Consider the following 17,294-nt stretch of genomic DNA (forward strand, 5'->3'; position numbering starts at 1 on the left):
GGGTAAGCGAAGCTTATCCCTGATTGAATATGGCGTGATTTGTGAGTTGAGCAGCTGAATTTTCAAATAAATGTAAATTATACAGTTAATGTAGCCGATTTACCTGTGATTTAGTGAATACTTGGAGATAGTACAGCTAATTTGAGGGGTATGGGTAGTTTGGTGGATTTTAGCGGAAATTAACTGTATGAAATCCATCTATTGTACTCAAATGGTGAGAATCAACAAAAATAACACCATAAAATCCATTAAATTAGTTTGTGGCGGTGGAGAAGGCTTATTTGTGATGAATCGTTCACTTCTAAGTTGCTATCGTTCATGTTAGTATTGTTACTAAACTAACTTTCGGTTGAACTAACTTCTTATCCGAAAAATTATAGAAGTGGATAAGTTTTCCACGAAAGGGGGACTACTATGAATCTGAATCTAACGAGACATCCTTGGAAGAAGAATGCGCTCAGAAGATTGATTCTTTCGTTTATTTGCATTCTTCTACCACTCTATATCCTAAGCATGATTATTTACAATTGGGGGATCCGAACGTTGCAAGACGAAATATCCAAATCCATGATCTCGCAAGTATCGGGGTATTTCAGTGGGTTGGAGGAGGAATTCCGACGCATTCAAACGTTGCAATACGATGTCTTAAGTGATGACAATTTGAATGCACTTGGAGCGATTCCGGATTCATTGAATGATATTGAGAAAATGCAAAGTATTCTAAGACTCCAGCAACGCCTCAATGCCATTCGTAACAGCAGCACCTATATTAAAGATGTGTACGCTTTCATACCTGCCATCCAAAAGAATGTATCCGCCTTAACGATTTCCTCCTTTGATCAGAAGGAATTCGAAAATTTGCGAAACATTCCTTTGACGTTGGATTCGCAAGTCATGAATGTGAACGGCAGAATGTATTTAAGCGCCGTTTATCCCTTCTCTACACCGAGTAGTAAAAGAGGTCCGCTATTCATTGTGGCCATTGAGCTGTCGAAGGAAAAGCTGGAAGAGCATTTGAAATTAATGGTGAACTCGCAGGATGAGGGATTGATTTTTAATAGTTCACAGTTTGTTATATCCACCAGTAATGATGCTGCATTCGATAAACAGATCACTTCTCACATGACCAATAACGCGAATATTGGCAAAGCACTTAAACTCGTCATCAATGATAAGCATTACCTTGCCGTGTACGCGTCCTCTCATTTCTTTGGAGCTGTACTAAGCAAGTATGTACCCGAAAATGCTGTGTTTCAACCGCTCCAGAAGTACAGAAGTTGGTTTGTCTTACTAGCAGCCGTAGCGCTCTTTATTATTGTTATTTACTCGTTATACGTGTATAAATACATTCACAAACCACTGGATAAGCTTGTCAAAGCTTTTCGTAAAATCGAGCATGGCGATCTGGACGTTCAGATTGATCATACGATTAATGATGAGTTTCAGTATATTTACAAACGGTTCAATGTGATGCTGGGAAATTTGAAATCCTTGATTGATCAAGTGTATAAGCAGCAAATCTTGACACAGAAGGCGGAATTGAAGCAGTTACAATCCCAGATTAATCCTCATTTTCTTTATAATAACCTCTTTATTCTGAGTACGATGGCACGTCTTGGCGATTATGAGAATCTTGAGCAATTTACGAATCAGTTGGGTGAATATTTCCAGTTCGTCACACGGAACAGTTCGGATGAGGTGCCGCTCTGGAAAGAAGTGAATCACGCCAAAGTGTATGCGGATATTCAAGCTATGCGATTTTCGAATCGACTTCGGGTGGAATTCGATGAGTTGCCTGAACATATTGGACATGTCATGGTGCCGAGGTTAATTCTGCAGCCGATCATTGAGAATGCGTTCGAACATGGACTGGAAAGGAAACCAGCGAATGGCATCTTGCGGGTGCGAATTCTTAAGATAGGGAACGAGATTCATATGATCGTTGAAGATAACGGTGAGGAGCTCGATGAGAAGCGAATCGAGCAGCTGAAAGAAGCTTTGTCCAACCAAGAAGGGGTGGAGACGACCGGTATTTTGAATATCCACCAAAGAATTCGTTTGAAGTTTGGACAGACCAGTGGGTTAGTTGTGGAGCGCAGCGAATGGGGTGGCTTGAAGGCAACCATTCTGATCGATTACACGAATGGAGGCGTATAAATGTACAGGGTTCTTGTCGTAGATGATGAGATGATTATCGCAGACGGAGTTTATGAGGTTCTACAGAACATTCCTCAGCTGGAGTTGGATGTGTATAAAGCCTATTCCGGCATGGAGGCGGTGCGGCAATTCGATCGGACACGGTTCGATATCGTGCTTACCGATATTCGAATGCCAGGTCTTGACGGTTTGCAGCTTCTAGAGAAAATACGGGAGAGATGGCCGCAATGCAGGGTCATTTTTCTCACGGGATACAATGAATTTTCTTATATTTACTCGGCTATTCAGTATGAAAGGGTCAGCTATTTACTGAAAACCGAAGGATACGAGAAAGTTATCCAAATGGTCGAACATACGGTTGCTGAGATTGATACGGAGTTAAGGGCGCAGTCATTGCTGAAGATCGCTCAAGAGCAGTTGGATGACATGAGGGGGATGCTTCAGAACGATTATGTGAAGCGGATTCTGAATGAGCAGCTCGACGTGAAGGAAATTAATCAAGCGCAATTCGATGAGCTGGCTATACCGCTGAAAGCGGATCAACCAGTTCTGATCATGCTGGGAAGAATCAACAGTTTGTCCAATTGCACGACGTATTCAGAAAAGTCTAGGCAACTGTACAGGATTAAGAAGATTGCCGAACAGTATATGTCTTCTCGTGTTTCTTATATTGACGCGGTGAATGAGCATATGGACCTTATTTGGCTGATTCAGCCGCTTGAGGATCACTTGGAAAAAGAGGGATGGGATCGCACCCTGACGTTCGTAAAAGGGAATTTGGAGTTGGTTCAAGCGGCTTGTCGCGAATCCGTCGGTGAAATACTATCCTTTGTCTTGGATGATAGTACGGTTGCGTGGGGAGGAACGGCAGAACGGTTTGCGACGCTTACGATGTTGATGAATTATCGGATTGGCCAAGGCGGTGGGATGCTGCTTCTGGATAAACAGATGGTGGAGCAAGAGCTCCAGCAGTCGGACGGGAGCCAGCGAGAGAAGTCGCAGATTAGGCAAGCCAAATTGGACCAACTTGCTGATCAATTAGAGCACGGACAACGCGTGGAGTTCCGCAGTACGCTGCTTGCCTGTGCGGACTCGCTGAAGGATATCGACAGCATGCATGATGTTCCTGCTCAAGAACTTTATTATTCCATTGGACTGGTTTTTTTATCCTATATGAATCGTTGGAATCTAGTAGAGACCGTTGCAACCCAAATCGGACTGCACAAGCTTATGCAGCCAGGTGAGCATGAGTCATGGCAAGTGGCATTTGAGTATCTAGCCCGTGTAGAAGAAATCCTGTTCAACCTTCAGAATCAAGAGGAAGAGAGAAGGGCGAATGCGATTATTTCCTTGATTCAGAAGCACATTAAGGATCATCTTCATAATCCGGATGAGGTCTCGCTGGTGAAATTAGCGGAATTGGTGTATTTCAATCCATCCTACTTGTCTCGATTATTTAAACAGGTCACAGGAACCAATTTATCCGATTACATTTCCGCGACCCGCATGACAAGAGCCAAAAGTCTGCTCGAGAATCCGAATATAAAAATTCAAGAGGTCGCTGAGCAGGTCGGTTATGGAACAGCGACGAACTTTACGCGGTATTTTCGCAAGATAACCCACATGACCCCACTGGAGTATCGGACCTCAATATTCAACAAGTAAACAAGTGATTCAAATGTAAAGACATGAATATTGAATGCCGATTGATTGCGCATTACCATTAGAGATGTAGCAACTCTAGTACATTCAGATCTTTCGGGGAGGTTCACATGAGAAAAAGAGATAAAGCTAAATCCGCAGTTATTCTCTCAGCAGCGGGATTATTGGTACTCTCAGCTTGTAGTTCAGAGGGATCAAAGGATAGTAGTTCAACAGCGACACCTGCGGGAACTTCTACGCCAGCAGCGAATTTGATGGCGAAGTATGAGAAACCAGTAGATATTACAGCTTGGCGCTACACGGAAGCAACCTACAAATACGAGAATGGCGACACGATTGAAAATAATATTTATACAAAAGCTTATCAAAATGACTTGAACATCAACTTGAAATATCAATGGACAGTGCCTGTCGAGCAATTCGATCAAAAGTTGAATGTGGCTATAGCTGCCGGGGATCTACCGGATGTCATGTGGCTGAAAAACAAGCAACTCACTGATTTGGCTGATAATGATATGCTCTATGACTTGACGGAGCTGTATGACAAGTATGCATCACCGATGGCAAAGAGTATCCTGCAACAGGATCAGAAGGCTTTCGATACAGCCAAGATCGGCGGCAAGCTGATGGCGATTCCTCAGACATCGTCGGCCATCGACGGTCTGCCACTCTTGTATGTACGAGCTGATTGGTTGACTAAGCTTGGTCTTACTGAGCCGAAGTCGATGAAGGAAGTTCTAGCGGTAGCTGAGGCATTCACGAAGAAGGATCCGGACGGAAATGGCAAAGATGATACCTTCGGGATGGCATTTACCAAATCGTTCTTAGCGGATACCCATTTTGGAACAACGGGCTTCTTCTCCGGCTTTCATGCTTATGCTGGTAAATGGGTGAAGGATGCATCCGGTAAACAGCTTGTTTATGGAAGTATTCAGCCAGAAGTGAAGACTGCGCTGAAGCAGCTCCAAGATATGTACGCACAAGGTTTGCTCGATAAGGAGTTCGGTGTTAAAGACCGAGCTAAGGTGACTGAATCTGTTGTCGGCGGCAAAGTAGGTATCTTCTACGGCAGCATGTCTGCACCATTGTCAATCATCCAAAAGAACATCGATAACGATCCGAAGGCAGATTGGAAAGCGATCCCACTGGTGTCTATCGATGACAAGAAGGCTACACCAATCGGTAAAATGCCAATTCAACGTTATTATGCGGTTAGCAAGAAGAGCAAGAATCCGGAAGCGATTATTAAGCTTCTCAACTTCGCAATGGATGGTTATGACGAGAGCAAGAAGCCGAAACCAGAGATGAGCTTCAGCCCTACGAATGTACCCGTCTATCTCTATAGCCTCATGAATCCAGAGCCTGCGAATAAAAACTTGAGCGCGCATAACAATACGTTGAGTGCGATTGCTTCAAACGATCCGTCCAAACTGACGACGGAAGAAAAAGGCTACTACGACAAGATTGTTGACTACCGCAAAGGTAACAATGCGAATTGGGGAACTGAGCGCGTATTCGGTACGCCAAGCAGCTTCGACGTTATCAGCAAGTATGTGAAAGACGATAACTATCTGCTGGATGCTTTCTACGGTGCAGCAACACCGACCATGGTTGAGAAGAATGCATCGCTTCTGAAATTGGAAGAAGAAGTATTTACGAAGATTATTATGGGCCAATCCATCGATACGTTTGATAAATTCGTTGAAGACTGGAAGAAGCTTGGCGGTGAACAGATTACAAAGGAAGTCAACGATTGGTACGCAAAAAGTAAATAAGAAGTTGACGGCTTAATACGAGATTGGAGCTTAGGGGGAAGCGGTCGTACACTGCTTTCCCCTTCGTTATTTGTCCATTTATGCAAACGGAGAGGAGTAAAAACGGAGATGAATAAAAAACTGCAGGAAATTCCTTTGCATCTTATGCTGTTACCTGGTGTCATTCTTACGATTATCTTTAGTTATGTACCCATTGCAGGGATCGTCATCGCTTTTCAAAAATTTGTACCGTCCAAAGGGATCTTTCATTCCAAATGGATCGGGCTCGATAATTTCCGCTATATGCTGGAGATGCCCAATTTTAGTAGTGTTGTATGGAATACTGTTTTCATTGCTGTTATGAAGATCATCGTACACTTAATTGTGCCAGTCATTTTTGCCCTGCTTTTAAATGAGGTCATAAGCACGGCCTTCAAACGGACCGTTCAAACCATTATCTACTTTCCTTATTTTCTATCCTGGGTCATCCTGGGAGGCATTTTGATTGATATTCTCTCACCTTCAGGCGGCATCGTGAATCAGATGCTTGGCCTCATAGGCATCAAACCTATCTTTTTCCTTGGCAACGAAAACTGGTTTCCATTTACACTTGTCGCTTCCGACACGTGGAAGGAATTCGGATATAGCACGATCGTATATTTAGCTGCCCTAACGGCAATAGATCAGTCGTTGTACGAAGCTGCGGTTGTAGATGGAGCTAATCGATGGAAGCAGACACTCCATGTTACAATTCCCGGCATGCTGCCTATTGTCACACTGATGACTGTTCTGAGCTTAGGAAATGTACTGAACGCTGGGTTCGATCAGGTGTTCAATCTGTACAGTCCGATGGTGTACAGCACAGGAGATATTATTGATACGATGGTTTACCGGATCGGCTTAGTAGATGCGCAATATGGCGTAGCAACGGCGGTAGGATTGTTTAAATCCGTTATTGCTTTCATCTTAATTGTGATTTCCAATAAGCTTGCCAATCGGTATACCGGTTATCGGATATTTTAAGGTAAGGGGGAAAGGCTATGCAGAAAGTTTCAACAAGCAGAAAATTATTTCTGTTAATCAACTATCTATTGCTAGGTTTGATAGCATTCCTATGTCTATTGCCGCTTATTAACGTGCTAGCGATTTCCTTCAGCTCTAGCAGCGCTGCGGCAGGGGGATTCGTTAAGCTTTGGCCCGTAGATTTCACGATAGCCTCGTATAAACATGCTTTAACGAAGAAGGAATTTATGGAAGGGTTGTTTGTTTCGATCCAAAGAGTGGCGCTTGGTTATGCGATTAATATGGTAATTACGATCTTGATTGCCTACCCTTTATCGAAAGAAACAACGACGCTTCGTGCAAGGAATGTATATGCTTGGTTCTTTATTATCACGATGCTTTTCCATGGTGGATTAATTCCTAGCTATATGACGATGAAAGCACTCGGCTTGCTGGACACGATTTGGGCACTGGTGCTTCCCGGAGCTGTACATGTATTTAATATGATTTTGCTGTTAAACTTTTTCCGGAATTTACCCAAGGAAATCGAAGAAGCAGCGTACATTGATGGAGCGGGTCACTGGAAGGTGCTATGGAGCATGTATATTCCATTGTCCAAGCCTGCGTTGGCAACGATCACTTTATTTACCGTGGTCATGCATTGGAATTCGTGGTTCGATGGTTTGATTTACATGAACTCGCCTTCGAATTATCCGCTGCAGAGCTATTTGCAAACGATTATTGTTAATCCGGATTCTAGTACACTTTCGTCAACTGAGTTGTACATGTCAGAAGTATCAGACCGGACCTTCAAGGCGGCGCAAGTATTCCTTGCGGCATTGCCGATATTGGTATTCTATCCATTCTTACAGAAATATTTCATGAAGGGCCTAGTCATGGGCAGTGTAAAAGGTTAACATATGGGGCTGCCTTAGGCAGTCCATTTCTTTTGGGGAGGCATATACAATGAGTGAGAACATCATAGAACGGCTTCGTGGGATATCCGTGGAGGAACAGTTAGGTCAGTTGAAAAAGGCGACAGATCATGATGTGCTGAAAGAGTGGCAGCAATCGGGGGTTAAGTTTTCATCGACCGGCGGTCGTCTGGAGGAAACGTATTACAATGCGCTAGGCAAGCTGTTCGATTGCATCGTTCCTACGATGGGGGATGCGCCTGTGCTGCAGGAGGGCGGCATTTATTTAGGCTGCTGGATGGAAAGCACGGGGACGATCAACAATGAATTATTATCGCGTTTCCTGCCCACGGTATCGGAGGATACCTTCCAGCTGTTTGCAGATTATCAGAAGGAAGACGGTCAGCTGCCATATAAAGTGACAGAGAACGGTCCGGCGTTTCGGCAGATCCAAATGGTTACCCCGCTTGCTAGGAGCGTGTGGAATCATTATGAGTTGAATGGGCGAAATCAAGATTTTTTGCGGAAAATGTATGAGGCGATGGTACGCCATGATGAATGGCTTGCGACGTATCGCGATACACGTCAAACGGGCTGCGTAGAAGCATTTTGCACGTTCGATACAGGGCATGACTTATCACCACGGTTCTGGCATGTACCGGATTCTGCGCATCTGGACGATGCACGGCAGTATAATCCAGAGTCACCTACATTGCCATTTCTAGCGCCGGACCTGACAGCGAATGTGTACTGTCAGCGTCTCTACTTATCACGTATGGCGCAGGAGCTCGGGGACGATCAGGCTGCGAAGGAGTGGAAAGCAAAAGCAGATCAGTCCTTGGATAGCTTGTTCGTTCATTGCTATGATGAAACGGATGACTTTTTCTATGATGTGGATCGAAATGACGAATTTGTTCGCGTTCAGTCTGATGTTTTGTTGCGTGTGCTTGCCTGTGAGGTAGGCGATGGAGAGTTCTTCGCAGCTGCACTTCGGAAATATTTGCTCAATACGAGCAAGTTTTTCGCTAAATATCCGTTTACATCCGTTGCTATGGACGATCCGCGCTTTGATCCGTTCTCTAACTACAATACATGGGCGGGTACGTCAAATTTCTTGAGTTTGATTCGTACACCGCACGCGTTCGAGCATCATCATCGGTATGTGGAGCTGACTTGGGTGCTGAACCCGATCATTACGGCATTGGCACAGATGACCCGATTTGCCCAGACCGTAAGCCCTTGGACGGGGAAAGAAGGATATACGGAGTCCTATTCGCCTGCCATTTTGTGCCTGCTAGACTTCGTTGAGCGGTTGAGTGGCATTTTGCCAAGACCAGATGGGGAGCTGTGGTTCACTTCCTTGGTGCCGTATCCGCAGGATCACGGAGAGGTTATGGCTGCCGAGACTGGTTACAGTCGAATCGTCGATGGGGTCACGTTTGAGTCTGTCACGACAAGAGAAGGAAGCACGGTTTATCGCAACGGAGAGTCTTATTTACGGATACCTTTCGGGACTAGGGCAGTAACAGACCGCAGCGGTCATCTGAAAGCGATCATCGGTATGAGTGTTCGTACGATTGAGGGAACCGTTGGGTATGAAGGTCAGGAGATACCTCTTGTTGTGAAGGGGAATGAGCAGGTAGAGCTTACAGAAGGGCGATTTATTAGTGTGCGCGATTTAGGCGTCATTTATCCAACATATCGTTAATTGGGGAGGTAAGTAGGTATGACGATGATAAAAAATAGTGATCTACAGATACGTGATCCCTTCGTTGTTCCGGTTGATGAGGAGGGACTGTATTATCTGTTCGGCAGCACGGATAAGAATATTTGGGGCAAAGGGACTGGATTTGATGTCTATGTAGGACGAGACCTGCAGGAGTGGGAAGGACCTTACACGGTCTTTCGGCCCGAAGCGGACTTCTATGCCGAGAACAATTTCTGGGCACCGGAAGTGCATAGATACGAGGGTCGCTATTATATGTTTGCGACCTTCCGTCGGAAGGACAACAATTTGCTTGGAACAGCTGTGCTTGCAAGTGACCGTTTGTTAGGGCCTTTTACGCCTCACAGTGAGGGTCCCGTTACACCGAAGGACTGGTGCTCGCTGGACGGGACGTTGTTCATCGATGAGGAGGAGCTGCCTTGGATCGTATTTTGCCGTGAATGGCAGCAGGTAAGCGACGGTCAGGTTTGCGCCGTAAGATTGACCAAGGATCTGAAGGACACTATCGGTGAGCCTGTCGTCCTATTTTCGGCTTCTCAAGCCTTATGGCCGACATCCTTCCAGCATGCTCGTTACCCCGGGCAAGACAACTATGTGACGGACGGACCTTCTCTTTATCGCACAGCCAAGGGAGAGTTGCTAATGTTGTGGGCCAGCTTCATTAATAACACGTATGCATTAGGTGTGGCTTCATCTGTCTCAGGTAGCGTGTTGGGGCCATGGGTGCAGGAGGAGGAAGCACTCTTTCAAAGTGACGGCGGGCATGGGATGCTGTTCCATGCATTTGACGGAAGCCTGATGCTGGCTGTCCACACGCCGAATCAGACGCCGAATGAGCGGCCTCTTTTCCTTCACATCGAAGAGGTTGAGGGGAAGCTAAGGGTGCTTGGCGTGTAAATGAATAGTTCGGACAAATGGCAGGGGACAGATTCATTTGAATCTGTCCCCTTTCTATTGAATCTGGAGCTTAGGTCGAACTGAACTTCAAAAAGAAGAGCTTTCAAGCCTGTATTGCCCAGGTGTAATGTTCTCGAATTTTTTAAATACCTTGAAAAAATGCCGTGGGTTTTCGTAACCAACTAGCTCAGCAATCGTGTTGATCGGCCATTCCGGATTCTCTTGCATGATTTGCTTGGCTTTGGCAAGTCGGAAGGTATGCAAGTAGTGAAGGAAGGTTAGTCCCATCTCTTTTCGAAACAACATGCTGATGTAATTGGGGTGCATTTGCACATGATCGGCAACCGCATCGAGCGATAAATCCTGTTTGTAATTTTGTTCCACGAAAGCGACAATTTTATCAATTGTAAGTATGTTCGGCTGGTTTTGGTCAGTGGAGCGGGTATATTGAATGAGCTGTGCAATGATCTCCGAGATCTGGATATCTGCATGTAACGTTTTGTTCGATACAAATAGCTTGGTTGCTGCATGTTCACCCCAGATGGTTTCAGGTGTTAGGCCAACACTTTGCAAGTAAACACCGATACAAATAAGAAACTGCTCGCGAAGCTTGTTATTACCCTCCGTATTGCCTGGGAAATGAGGCAGTATGGACTGCACATCCTTTTCAATCTGATCGAGAGTAAGCTGCTTATCAATTGAACGTTCAATGTATTGTACAAGATGCTCAAAGTGATGATGTATGTTTTCTGACTCTGGTTGATAGAATGTTATGCTGTTGGAGGAAAAGTACCGATTGAATAACATCGCTGCCATTGCCTCAATATACAAATCGCGTATATGCGCGATATCGTTCTTTTTAATGCTGACCCCAATACAATATCCGCTGCCATGCTTTCTCACGGGATCGAACAACTCGTCACATGCAAGCTGTAGATCTTCATCTGTCGGGCTATGTAGACTATTCGCAATCATGATCGTTTGCCGCAAAAAACGCGATTGAACGATGTACGTAATCTGGAAAATACGTGCCAAAGGGGTTTCGATCCCTGCGAATCGATCGGCCGTCAAAATAGGTGCATGTTCATTTGCTTGGAATACGATTATCGTTGTATAAGGATTAGGAAGTAGGGTGTGCAACTGTTCAGGCTTAAGCGGCAAATCATCCAACTGCGTATTGAACAGGATATGTTCTTTGAGCAGCAGAAGATCGTGCTCAATCATTTGCTTCTGTTCCGCCTGAATGGTTCTCCCGATTCTATACAGTACATTGATGAGTTCATCCTTATTAATCGGCTTCAACAAATAGTCGATGACTTGGTAACGCAGCGCTTGTCTGGCATATGCAAAATCGCCATAGCCAGTTAAGATCACGAACCGGTTGCAAAGGTTCAGTGCTTGTATTTCCTTGATCAGCGTGAGTCCGTCCATTTCAGGCATATGAATATCCGTAAGGATCAAATCTGGCTGAAAGGTCGCTAGCTTATTCATCGCATCAATGCCGTCAGCAGCACCGACGATCTCGATAAAAGGTGTATGCGCTTTCTCGATCATACGGATAATCCCATTTAAGATGATAGGTTCATCATCGACTACCATCAACCTCATGGCGTTGCCCCCTTAGCTAACTTGAGTATACATGTCGTCCCCTCATTAAGCTTACTCTCCAGTTGAATACCCGAACGTTCGCCAAAAAACATTTTTACACGTTCGTTTACATTCATAATTCCGAGACCTCCGCCATCCTTCTGCAAACGATGGACATCCATGGTGCTGTTTAACACCCCTTGGATGAGGACTAGTCGTTCTTTCTCAATTCCAGTACCAGAATCAACAACGGTAATGAACATGAACGCAGCATCTTCCCAAATGCGGATCGAAAGTGAGCCTTGTTTTCTTACATTTGCAATCCCATGAACGATGCTATTTTCAATGATCGGCTGCAGTATATAGTGGGGACATTGAAAATAATCGATAGCCGCGTCGATCTCAAACGTTACTTTCAGGCGGTCAGCTAATCTAATTTGTTGGATTTTGATATAGTCTTTGACGTTGTCCACTTCTTCTCGCAACGAAGTCTCGTTTTTCGCACCAGATAGGCTGTAGCGAAATAGCTTGCCTAGCGTATAGGACATCTCAGCTGCTTCGGGGTCATCGTTGGCTTCTGCGATCATGCGAATTGATTCGAGCGTATTGTATAGAAAATGAGGCTTGATTTGCGCCTGCATCATGAGATAGGCCGATTCCTTCCGCAGCATTTCCGAACGATGCACGGTATTAACCAACTCGTCCATGCGTCTGATCATTGCATTATACGAGGAGGTCAGATGTCCGACTTCGTCTTTATTAATCTCCCCGCGATAGAGAGGGAAATGGTTTTCGTCAACCTGCCGCATATGCTTAGAAAGTTTCAGAATGCGTTTCGTAATCGAACTGGCGATCAAATAGTAGATGCCGGAAAGAAGTAATAAAAGCAGGGCGACGATCATTACGAGAATATACTTATTTTTTTTGATTCCAATAAAGACGGTGTCTACTTGTTCCATCATCACAAACTGCAGCTTTAGGCTGTCAGCATAAAACGATTCAATCAGCATTTTATTTCCATTAACCGTGTGATACGCGTATTTTGCTTTTGGTTGGATAGCTTGGGCTAGTAAGTCCTTCTCAGAATCTTTGGATAAGGGGATCTTTTCAATATGCGAAATGATCTGATCATCCTGATCAAGCACATAAAAATTACTTCTGCTGTTCAAATTAAGCGATTCCAATAAGGGTTTAATGAAATTTGAGGTTACCTTGATATCGAGAAGACCGATGTCCTGCTCAAAATTCCGGTTTCCAATTTTGTGAAAATAATGTAGATTAAGGTCTTGATCGGAGCCATTATTAAACGTAATCCATTTACCTATACCTAGTGGAAGCTTTTTGATGCTCTCATCCAGCTTGAACTCGTCCATTTTGGCCATTTCTGGTCGGAAAATCATACCGTTCTGCTGCTCCATGTAAATGGTCATCCCATCGATCATTCGATTAGATGACAAAATATAAGAGAATAAAGGTCTGATGTAAGTTAAAAAGTTGGAAACTTGCTCAAAATCGCTCCGATAGTTCCCGCTTAAATAGGCAATCGTGTTCGAATTATTTTGGAATAACTGATACGCAGATTCGATCTGTACCGTACTTACGTTGACGTTATTCAGGACTTGATTCACGATTTTTTGTCTGCCTTGCGCATATTCTTCGAGAAAGCTATTGTAGTTTTGGTTATAAAGGAACAAGCCGAATGAAATAATCGGAATGAAGATGATGAAGATGTAGCCTATTGCCATTTTTTTCACAATCGACAAATTCTGATAGCTGAAAGCAGGCTTCAGTTTCACGAAATACACCACCTTATAAACGGACACTACCTGCTTAAAAATGATCACTATAATTATGAGACGTACTCCGTTATTATTGGATTTGTAAGCGCTTAATATAAGCGGATAGTCATTGCATCGAGGGGGAGTACCATGAGTATAGCACTTAAAATGGTAAAGAAAAACTGGCAACTCTATCTGATTATTCTGCCGTCACTTGTTTATTTGATCATATTTAAATACATACCGATGGTTGGCGTACAAATCGCTTTTAAAAACTTTATGGTTACGAAAGGAATATGGGGAAGCGATTGGATCGGTTTCAAGCATTTTGTGGACTTTTTCCATCTGCCGATTTTCTGGAGGGTGATCAAAAATACGGCATTGCTTAGCCTTTACTCACTTCTTGTCGGCTTTCCGGCACCGATCATACTTGCTCTAGCTTTGAATGAACTGAAAAACGGGATCTTTAAAAGGACTGTACAGTTAGTGACCTTTGCGCCTTATTTCATTTCTACGGTTATCATGGTCTCGATTATTATGCTGTTCCTTTCTCCACAGCTCGGCTTCGTACATCTTTTAGCGGATAAGTTTGGTTTTCCAGCGGAGAATATCATGTCAAAGCCAGCGTATTTCAAAACCGTGTATGTCCTTTCGGACGTATGGCAGTTTACAGGATATGCCTCAGTCATCTACATTGCCGCTCTGGCAGGGGTAGACCCGCATTTGTATGAGGCGGCGAAAGTAGACGGTGCGTCACGGTTTCAACGAATGATAAATATTGATTTGCCGAGCCTCATGCCGACGGCGGTGATCTTGCTTATTCTAAATGCTGGTCAAATCATGAACGTTGGATTCGAAAAGGTGTACCTGATGCAAAATGCGATTAATGTTGGAGCGTCAGAGGTCATATCTACGTATGTTTACAAAATGGGATTGGTCGGAGCGAACTTCAGTTTCTCTGCAGCTGTCGGACTTTTTAATTCGGTTGTCAATTTATTGCTGCTCATTGTGGTCAACTATGTGGCCAAGAAAAATTCCGAGACAAGCTTGTGGTAGGAGGCAAATGATATGGTTAATTCCGAGCAAACCGTGCTTCTCAAAGCGAGAAAGGCACCAACCCGCATTCTTGAAAATAGTGTCGACAGAATGTACTTGTTCTTTGTCTATGTGTTTCTGGTTATTTGCTTAATCATTGTGGCCTATCCGCTCATTTATATCATTAGTTCATCATTCAGCTCCTCCTCAGCTGTGATCTCAGGCAAAGTGTGGTTGTTCCCTGTTGAGCCTACCCTTCGAGGGTATAAAGCCGTATTTCAGAATCCGCAAATCTTGACGGGTTACGGAAATTCTTTGTTCTATCTATTCTTCGGGACGCTGATTAGCGTGACGTTGACGATAACAGCGGCTTACCCCCTTTCACGTAAAAGCTTTTATGGACGCAACGTCATCACAGCACTGTTTATTTTTACAATGCTGTTCAACGGGGGCCTGATTCCTTATTATTTGACAGTCAAAGGAATGGGGTTGCTGGACACGAGATGGGCAATGATTATTCCTGGTGCCATATCGGTATGGCAAGTTATTCTGGCGAGGACGTTTTTCCAAACATCTATTCCTTCGGAACTAACGGAGGCAGCACATTTGGATGGATGCAGCGATTTTAAGTTTCTACTCCGCATTGTCATCCCGCTGTCCAAACCGATCATAGCCGTTCTCGTGCTTATGTATGCCATTGGCTACTGGAACTCCTATTTTGAAGCGTTGATTTTCTTGAAATCGGCTAAATTGTATCCTTTGCAGCTTATTTTACGAAACATTCTAATCCTGAACTCCATTGATCCAACGATGATAAAGGATGTCAAAGAACTTGCAGATCGGCAAGGCTTGAAGGAACTTCTTAAATATTCACTGATCGTCGTAGCGAGCGCGCCTGTTCTCATGCTATATCCTTTTGTACAAAAGCATTTTGTGAAAGGACTACTGATCGGTTCTCTGAAAGGTTGAATCCAGTTACACATTGAGGGGAGGGATGCCGGGAGTTTGACCAGGTTTTAATCACATGGAAATTGAATGGCTATGAAAAACAAGGAGGGTTTGCGCATGGTAAATAAAGGAACCAGAAAAACTTGGTTATCGGCGGTCCTGATTTTATTCATAACTTTGCCTGTAGTTGGCTGCACGTCTAATAATGATGATTCACAGGGTAGCGCTAGTCCTACAGAAGCAGGAAGCTCAGGCGGCGGAAAAGAACTTAATGCTACTGGCTTTCCTATTACTAAAAATAAAATTACAATGAGTGCTTTTGCGCCGCAATCCGCGAACATTGCCGATTTGAATACGAATTGGTTTACCAAATATTTGGAAGGAAAGACGAATATTCATTTGAACTGGCAGCTTGTGCCCGGAGAAACAGCGGCTTTGAATGAGAAAAAACAACTGCTGCTTGCAAGTGGCGACTATCCTGACATTTTCATGCAAGGTAATTTAACAAAAGAAGAACAGCTGCTTTACGGTCAACAAGGCGTACTTCTCCCGTTAAATAAGTTAATCGATCAATACGCACCGAATATTAAGAAAGCATTCAAAGACATTCCTTATTTGGAGAAGGCGATCACTGCGCCGGACGGCAACATTTATGCGATACCTTCCGTGAATGAATGCTATCACTGCCAATTTTCTGCCAAAATGTGGGTGAATACGAAGTGGTTGCAAAAGCTCGGCCTTAGCGCACCGAAGACGACCGATGATTTCTACAATATGCTCAAAGCATTTAAAGAAAAGGATCCGAATGGGAATGGCAAAGCAGATGAAATTGCGTTCACGGGTTCACCGACAGGTTGGCATACGGATATTGAGACATTCGTCATGAATTCGTTCGTCTATTTCAATGCGGACAACAATTATTTCATGATGAACGGTGGTAAGCTGGCAACGTCAGTCGATCAACCAGGCTTCAAAAAAGGTCTACAATTCTTGAACAAACTATATGCAGAAGGCTTGATTGATAAGGAAGCTTTTACGCAGAAATCGGATGCGCTTTCTCAAAAAGGGAATAGTCCTGGTACGGCGATCGCCGGCGCGATTCCAGCAGGCTGGTTCGGCGAATTCACAGACGCCTCGCCAACGGCAACACGCCACAAGGACTATGATCCGATTGCGCCGCTTACGGGTCCAGACGGAGCATCGTTTGCGGCTCACTACATTGGTATTGGGAACTCGGTGTTTGCCGTGACGAATAAAAACAAAAATCCGGAAGCAGCAATTCGTCTAGCCGATTATCTGTACACAGATGAGGGCACGACACTGTCCAACTTTGGGGAAGAAGGCCGCAACTGGGTGAAAGCGGATGCGAATGATAAAAATACACGCGGAACCGCAGCCAAGTTCAAGGTGAAAGAAACGACTTATGGTGTTGGTCAGGTGCAAAATGACCATTGGAATCAAATGGGGCCGAACCTTCGCTCCTCCGAATATCGAGAAACTGCCTATGCAGCTAGCCAGGACATCTATACGATGGATGGTTTGGAAACCCGTCTGTACAAAGCTACCAAAGAATTGTATGAAGGACACCAACCGAAAGAAGAGTTCCCGACGGATATTTTCTTAACGAACGATCAGGCGAATCAAGTTAAACAATTGAAGCCGATTATTACCGATTACGTCAAACAGTCTATGCTGCAGTTCATCATGGGAGCCAAAAACATTGATAAAGATTGGGACGCTTACGTGAAAGGCCTGAAAGATTCCGGCATGGATCAATTCATCAAAATCTATCAGGATGCCTACGATAAAGTGTATAAAAAGTAATTGCAGGTAA

Annotated in this window: 12 protein-coding genes; 10 read left to right on the forward strand and 2 right to left on the reverse strand. The window is 44.2% G+C overall.

Annotated elements, in window-relative coordinates:
- Positions 1-414: 414 nt before the first annotated feature.
- From AC58QG_RS17105 to AC58QG_RS17135, 7 genes are all read left to right on the forward strand, one after another.
- A complete protein-coding gene (locus AC58QG_RS17105; RefSeq protein ID WP_497363318.1) occupies positions 415-2,157 on the forward strand; it encodes a sensor histidine kinase in 1,743 nt (580 codons plus the stop codon).
- Entirely contained in the window at positions 2,158-3,822 is a 1,665-nt protein-coding gene (locus AC58QG_RS17110; RefSeq protein ID WP_497363319.1) for a response regulator, read from the forward strand. It abuts the gene before it with no gap.
- A gap of 107 nt (positions 3,823-3,929) precedes the next feature.
- On the forward strand, positions 3,930-5,594 hold the full coding sequence (locus tag AC58QG_RS17115) for an extracellular solute-binding protein (RefSeq protein WP_497363320.1): 1,665 nt from the start codon (positions 3,930-3,932) through the stop codon (positions 5,592-5,594).
- A gap of 108 nt (positions 5,595-5,702) precedes the next feature.
- Positions 5,703-6,596 (forward strand): ABC transporter permease, encoded by an 894-nt coding sequence (locus AC58QG_RS17120; RefSeq protein ID WP_497363321.1) that lies wholly within the window; start codon positions 5,703-5,705, stop codon positions 6,594-6,596.
- A gap of 17 nt (positions 6,597-6,613) precedes the next feature.
- Positions 6,614-7,492, forward strand: a complete 879-nt coding sequence (locus AC58QG_RS17125; RefSeq protein ID WP_497363322.1) for a carbohydrate ABC transporter permease — start codon at positions 6,614-6,616, stop codon at positions 7,490-7,492.
- A gap of 49 nt (positions 7,493-7,541) precedes the next feature.
- Positions 7,542-9,197 (forward strand): MGH1-like glycoside hydrolase domain-containing protein, encoded by a 1,656-nt coding sequence (locus AC58QG_RS17130; RefSeq protein WP_497363323.1) that lies wholly within the window; start codon positions 7,542-7,544, stop codon positions 9,195-9,197.
- 24 nt (positions 9,198-9,221) lie between these two features.
- Entirely contained in the window at positions 9,222-10,112 is an 891-nt protein-coding gene (locus AC58QG_RS17135) for a glycoside hydrolase family 43 protein (RefSeq protein WP_497363475.1), read from the forward strand.
- An 87-nt stretch (positions 10,113-10,199) separates the two neighbouring features.
- Here AC58QG_RS17135 and AC58QG_RS17140 read toward each other — a convergent pair whose 3' ends face one another.
- Both AC58QG_RS17140 and AC58QG_RS17145 read right to left on the reverse strand, forming a co-directional pair.
- Entirely contained in the window at positions 10,200-11,720 is a 1,521-nt protein-coding gene (locus AC58QG_RS17140) for a response regulator (protein WP_497363324.1), read from the reverse strand.
- On the reverse strand, positions 11,717-13,495 hold the full coding sequence (locus tag AC58QG_RS17145) for a sensor histidine kinase (RefSeq protein ID WP_497363325.1): 1,779 nt from the start codon (positions 13,493-13,495) through the stop codon (positions 11,717-11,719). The genes AC58QG_RS17140 and AC58QG_RS17145 overlap by 4 nt, the downstream gene beginning before the upstream one ends.
- A gap of 132 nt (positions 13,496-13,627) precedes the next feature.
- Between AC58QG_RS17145 and AC58QG_RS17150 the strand changes: the two genes are divergently transcribed.
- The 3 genes from AC58QG_RS17150 (at position 13,628) to AC58QG_RS17160 (ending at position 17,284) form a co-directional block, all read left to right on the forward strand.
- The gene (locus AC58QG_RS17150; RefSeq protein ID WP_173115096.1) at positions 13,628-14,533 is read left to right on the forward strand and encodes an ABC transporter permease; all 906 of its coding nucleotides are present in this window, start codon (positions 13,628-13,630) and stop codon (positions 14,531-14,533) included.
- Between the two features lie 12 nt (positions 14,534-14,545).
- Positions 14,546-15,481, forward strand: a complete 936-nt coding sequence (locus tag AC58QG_RS17155) for a carbohydrate ABC transporter permease (protein WP_497363326.1) — start codon at positions 14,546-14,548, stop codon at positions 15,479-15,481.
- Between the two features lie 96 nt (positions 15,482-15,577).
- Positions 15,578-17,284, forward strand: coding sequence for an ABC transporter substrate-binding protein (locus tag AC58QG_RS17160; protein ID WP_497363327.1), 1,707 nt, complete (start codon positions 15,578-15,580; stop codon positions 17,282-17,284).
- Positions 17,285-17,294 lie beyond the last annotated feature (10 nt).

It is taken from the genome of Paenibacillus sp. J22P169 (assembly GCF_059691995.1).

Coding starts and splice junctions, on each gene's coding strand:
- AC58QG_RS17110 (WP_497363319.1), top strand. CDS start 2,158: ATGTACAGGGTTCTTGTCGTAGATGATGAGATGATTATCGCAGACGGA.
- AC58QG_RS17160 (WP_497363327.1), top strand. CDS start 15,578: ATGGTAAATAAAGGAACCAGAAAAACTTGGTTATCGGCGGTCCTGATT.
- AC58QG_RS17155 (WP_497363326.1), top strand. CDS start 14,546: ATGGTTAATTCCGAGCAAACCGTGCTTCTCAAAGCGAGAAAGGCACCA.
- AC58QG_RS17105 (WP_497363318.1), top strand. CDS start 415: ATGAATCTGAATCTAACGAGACATCCTTGGAAGAAGAATGCGCTCAGA.
- AC58QG_RS17115 (WP_497363320.1), top strand. CDS start 3,930: ATGAGAAAAAGAGATAAAGCTAAATCCGCAGTTATTCTCTCAGCAGCG.
- AC58QG_RS17135 (WP_497363475.1), top strand. CDS start 9,222: ATGATAAAAAATAGTGATCTACAGATACGTGATCCCTTCGTTGTTCCG.
- AC58QG_RS17125 (WP_497363322.1), top strand. CDS start 6,614: ATGCAGAAAGTTTCAACAAGCAGAAAATTATTTCTGTTAATCAACTAT.
- AC58QG_RS17130 (WP_497363323.1), top strand. CDS start 7,542: ATGAGTGAGAACATCATAGAACGGCTTCGTGGGATATCCGTGGAGGAA.
- AC58QG_RS17150 (WP_173115096.1), top strand. CDS start 13,628: ATGAGTATAGCACTTAAAATGGTAAAGAAAAACTGGCAACTCTATCTG.
- AC58QG_RS17140 (WP_497363324.1), bottom strand. CDS start 11,720: ATGAGGTTGATGGTAGTCGATGATGAACCTATCATCTTAAATGGGATT.
- AC58QG_RS17120 (WP_497363321.1), top strand. CDS start 5,703: ATGAATAAAAAACTGCAGGAAATTCCTTTGCATCTTATGCTGTTACCT.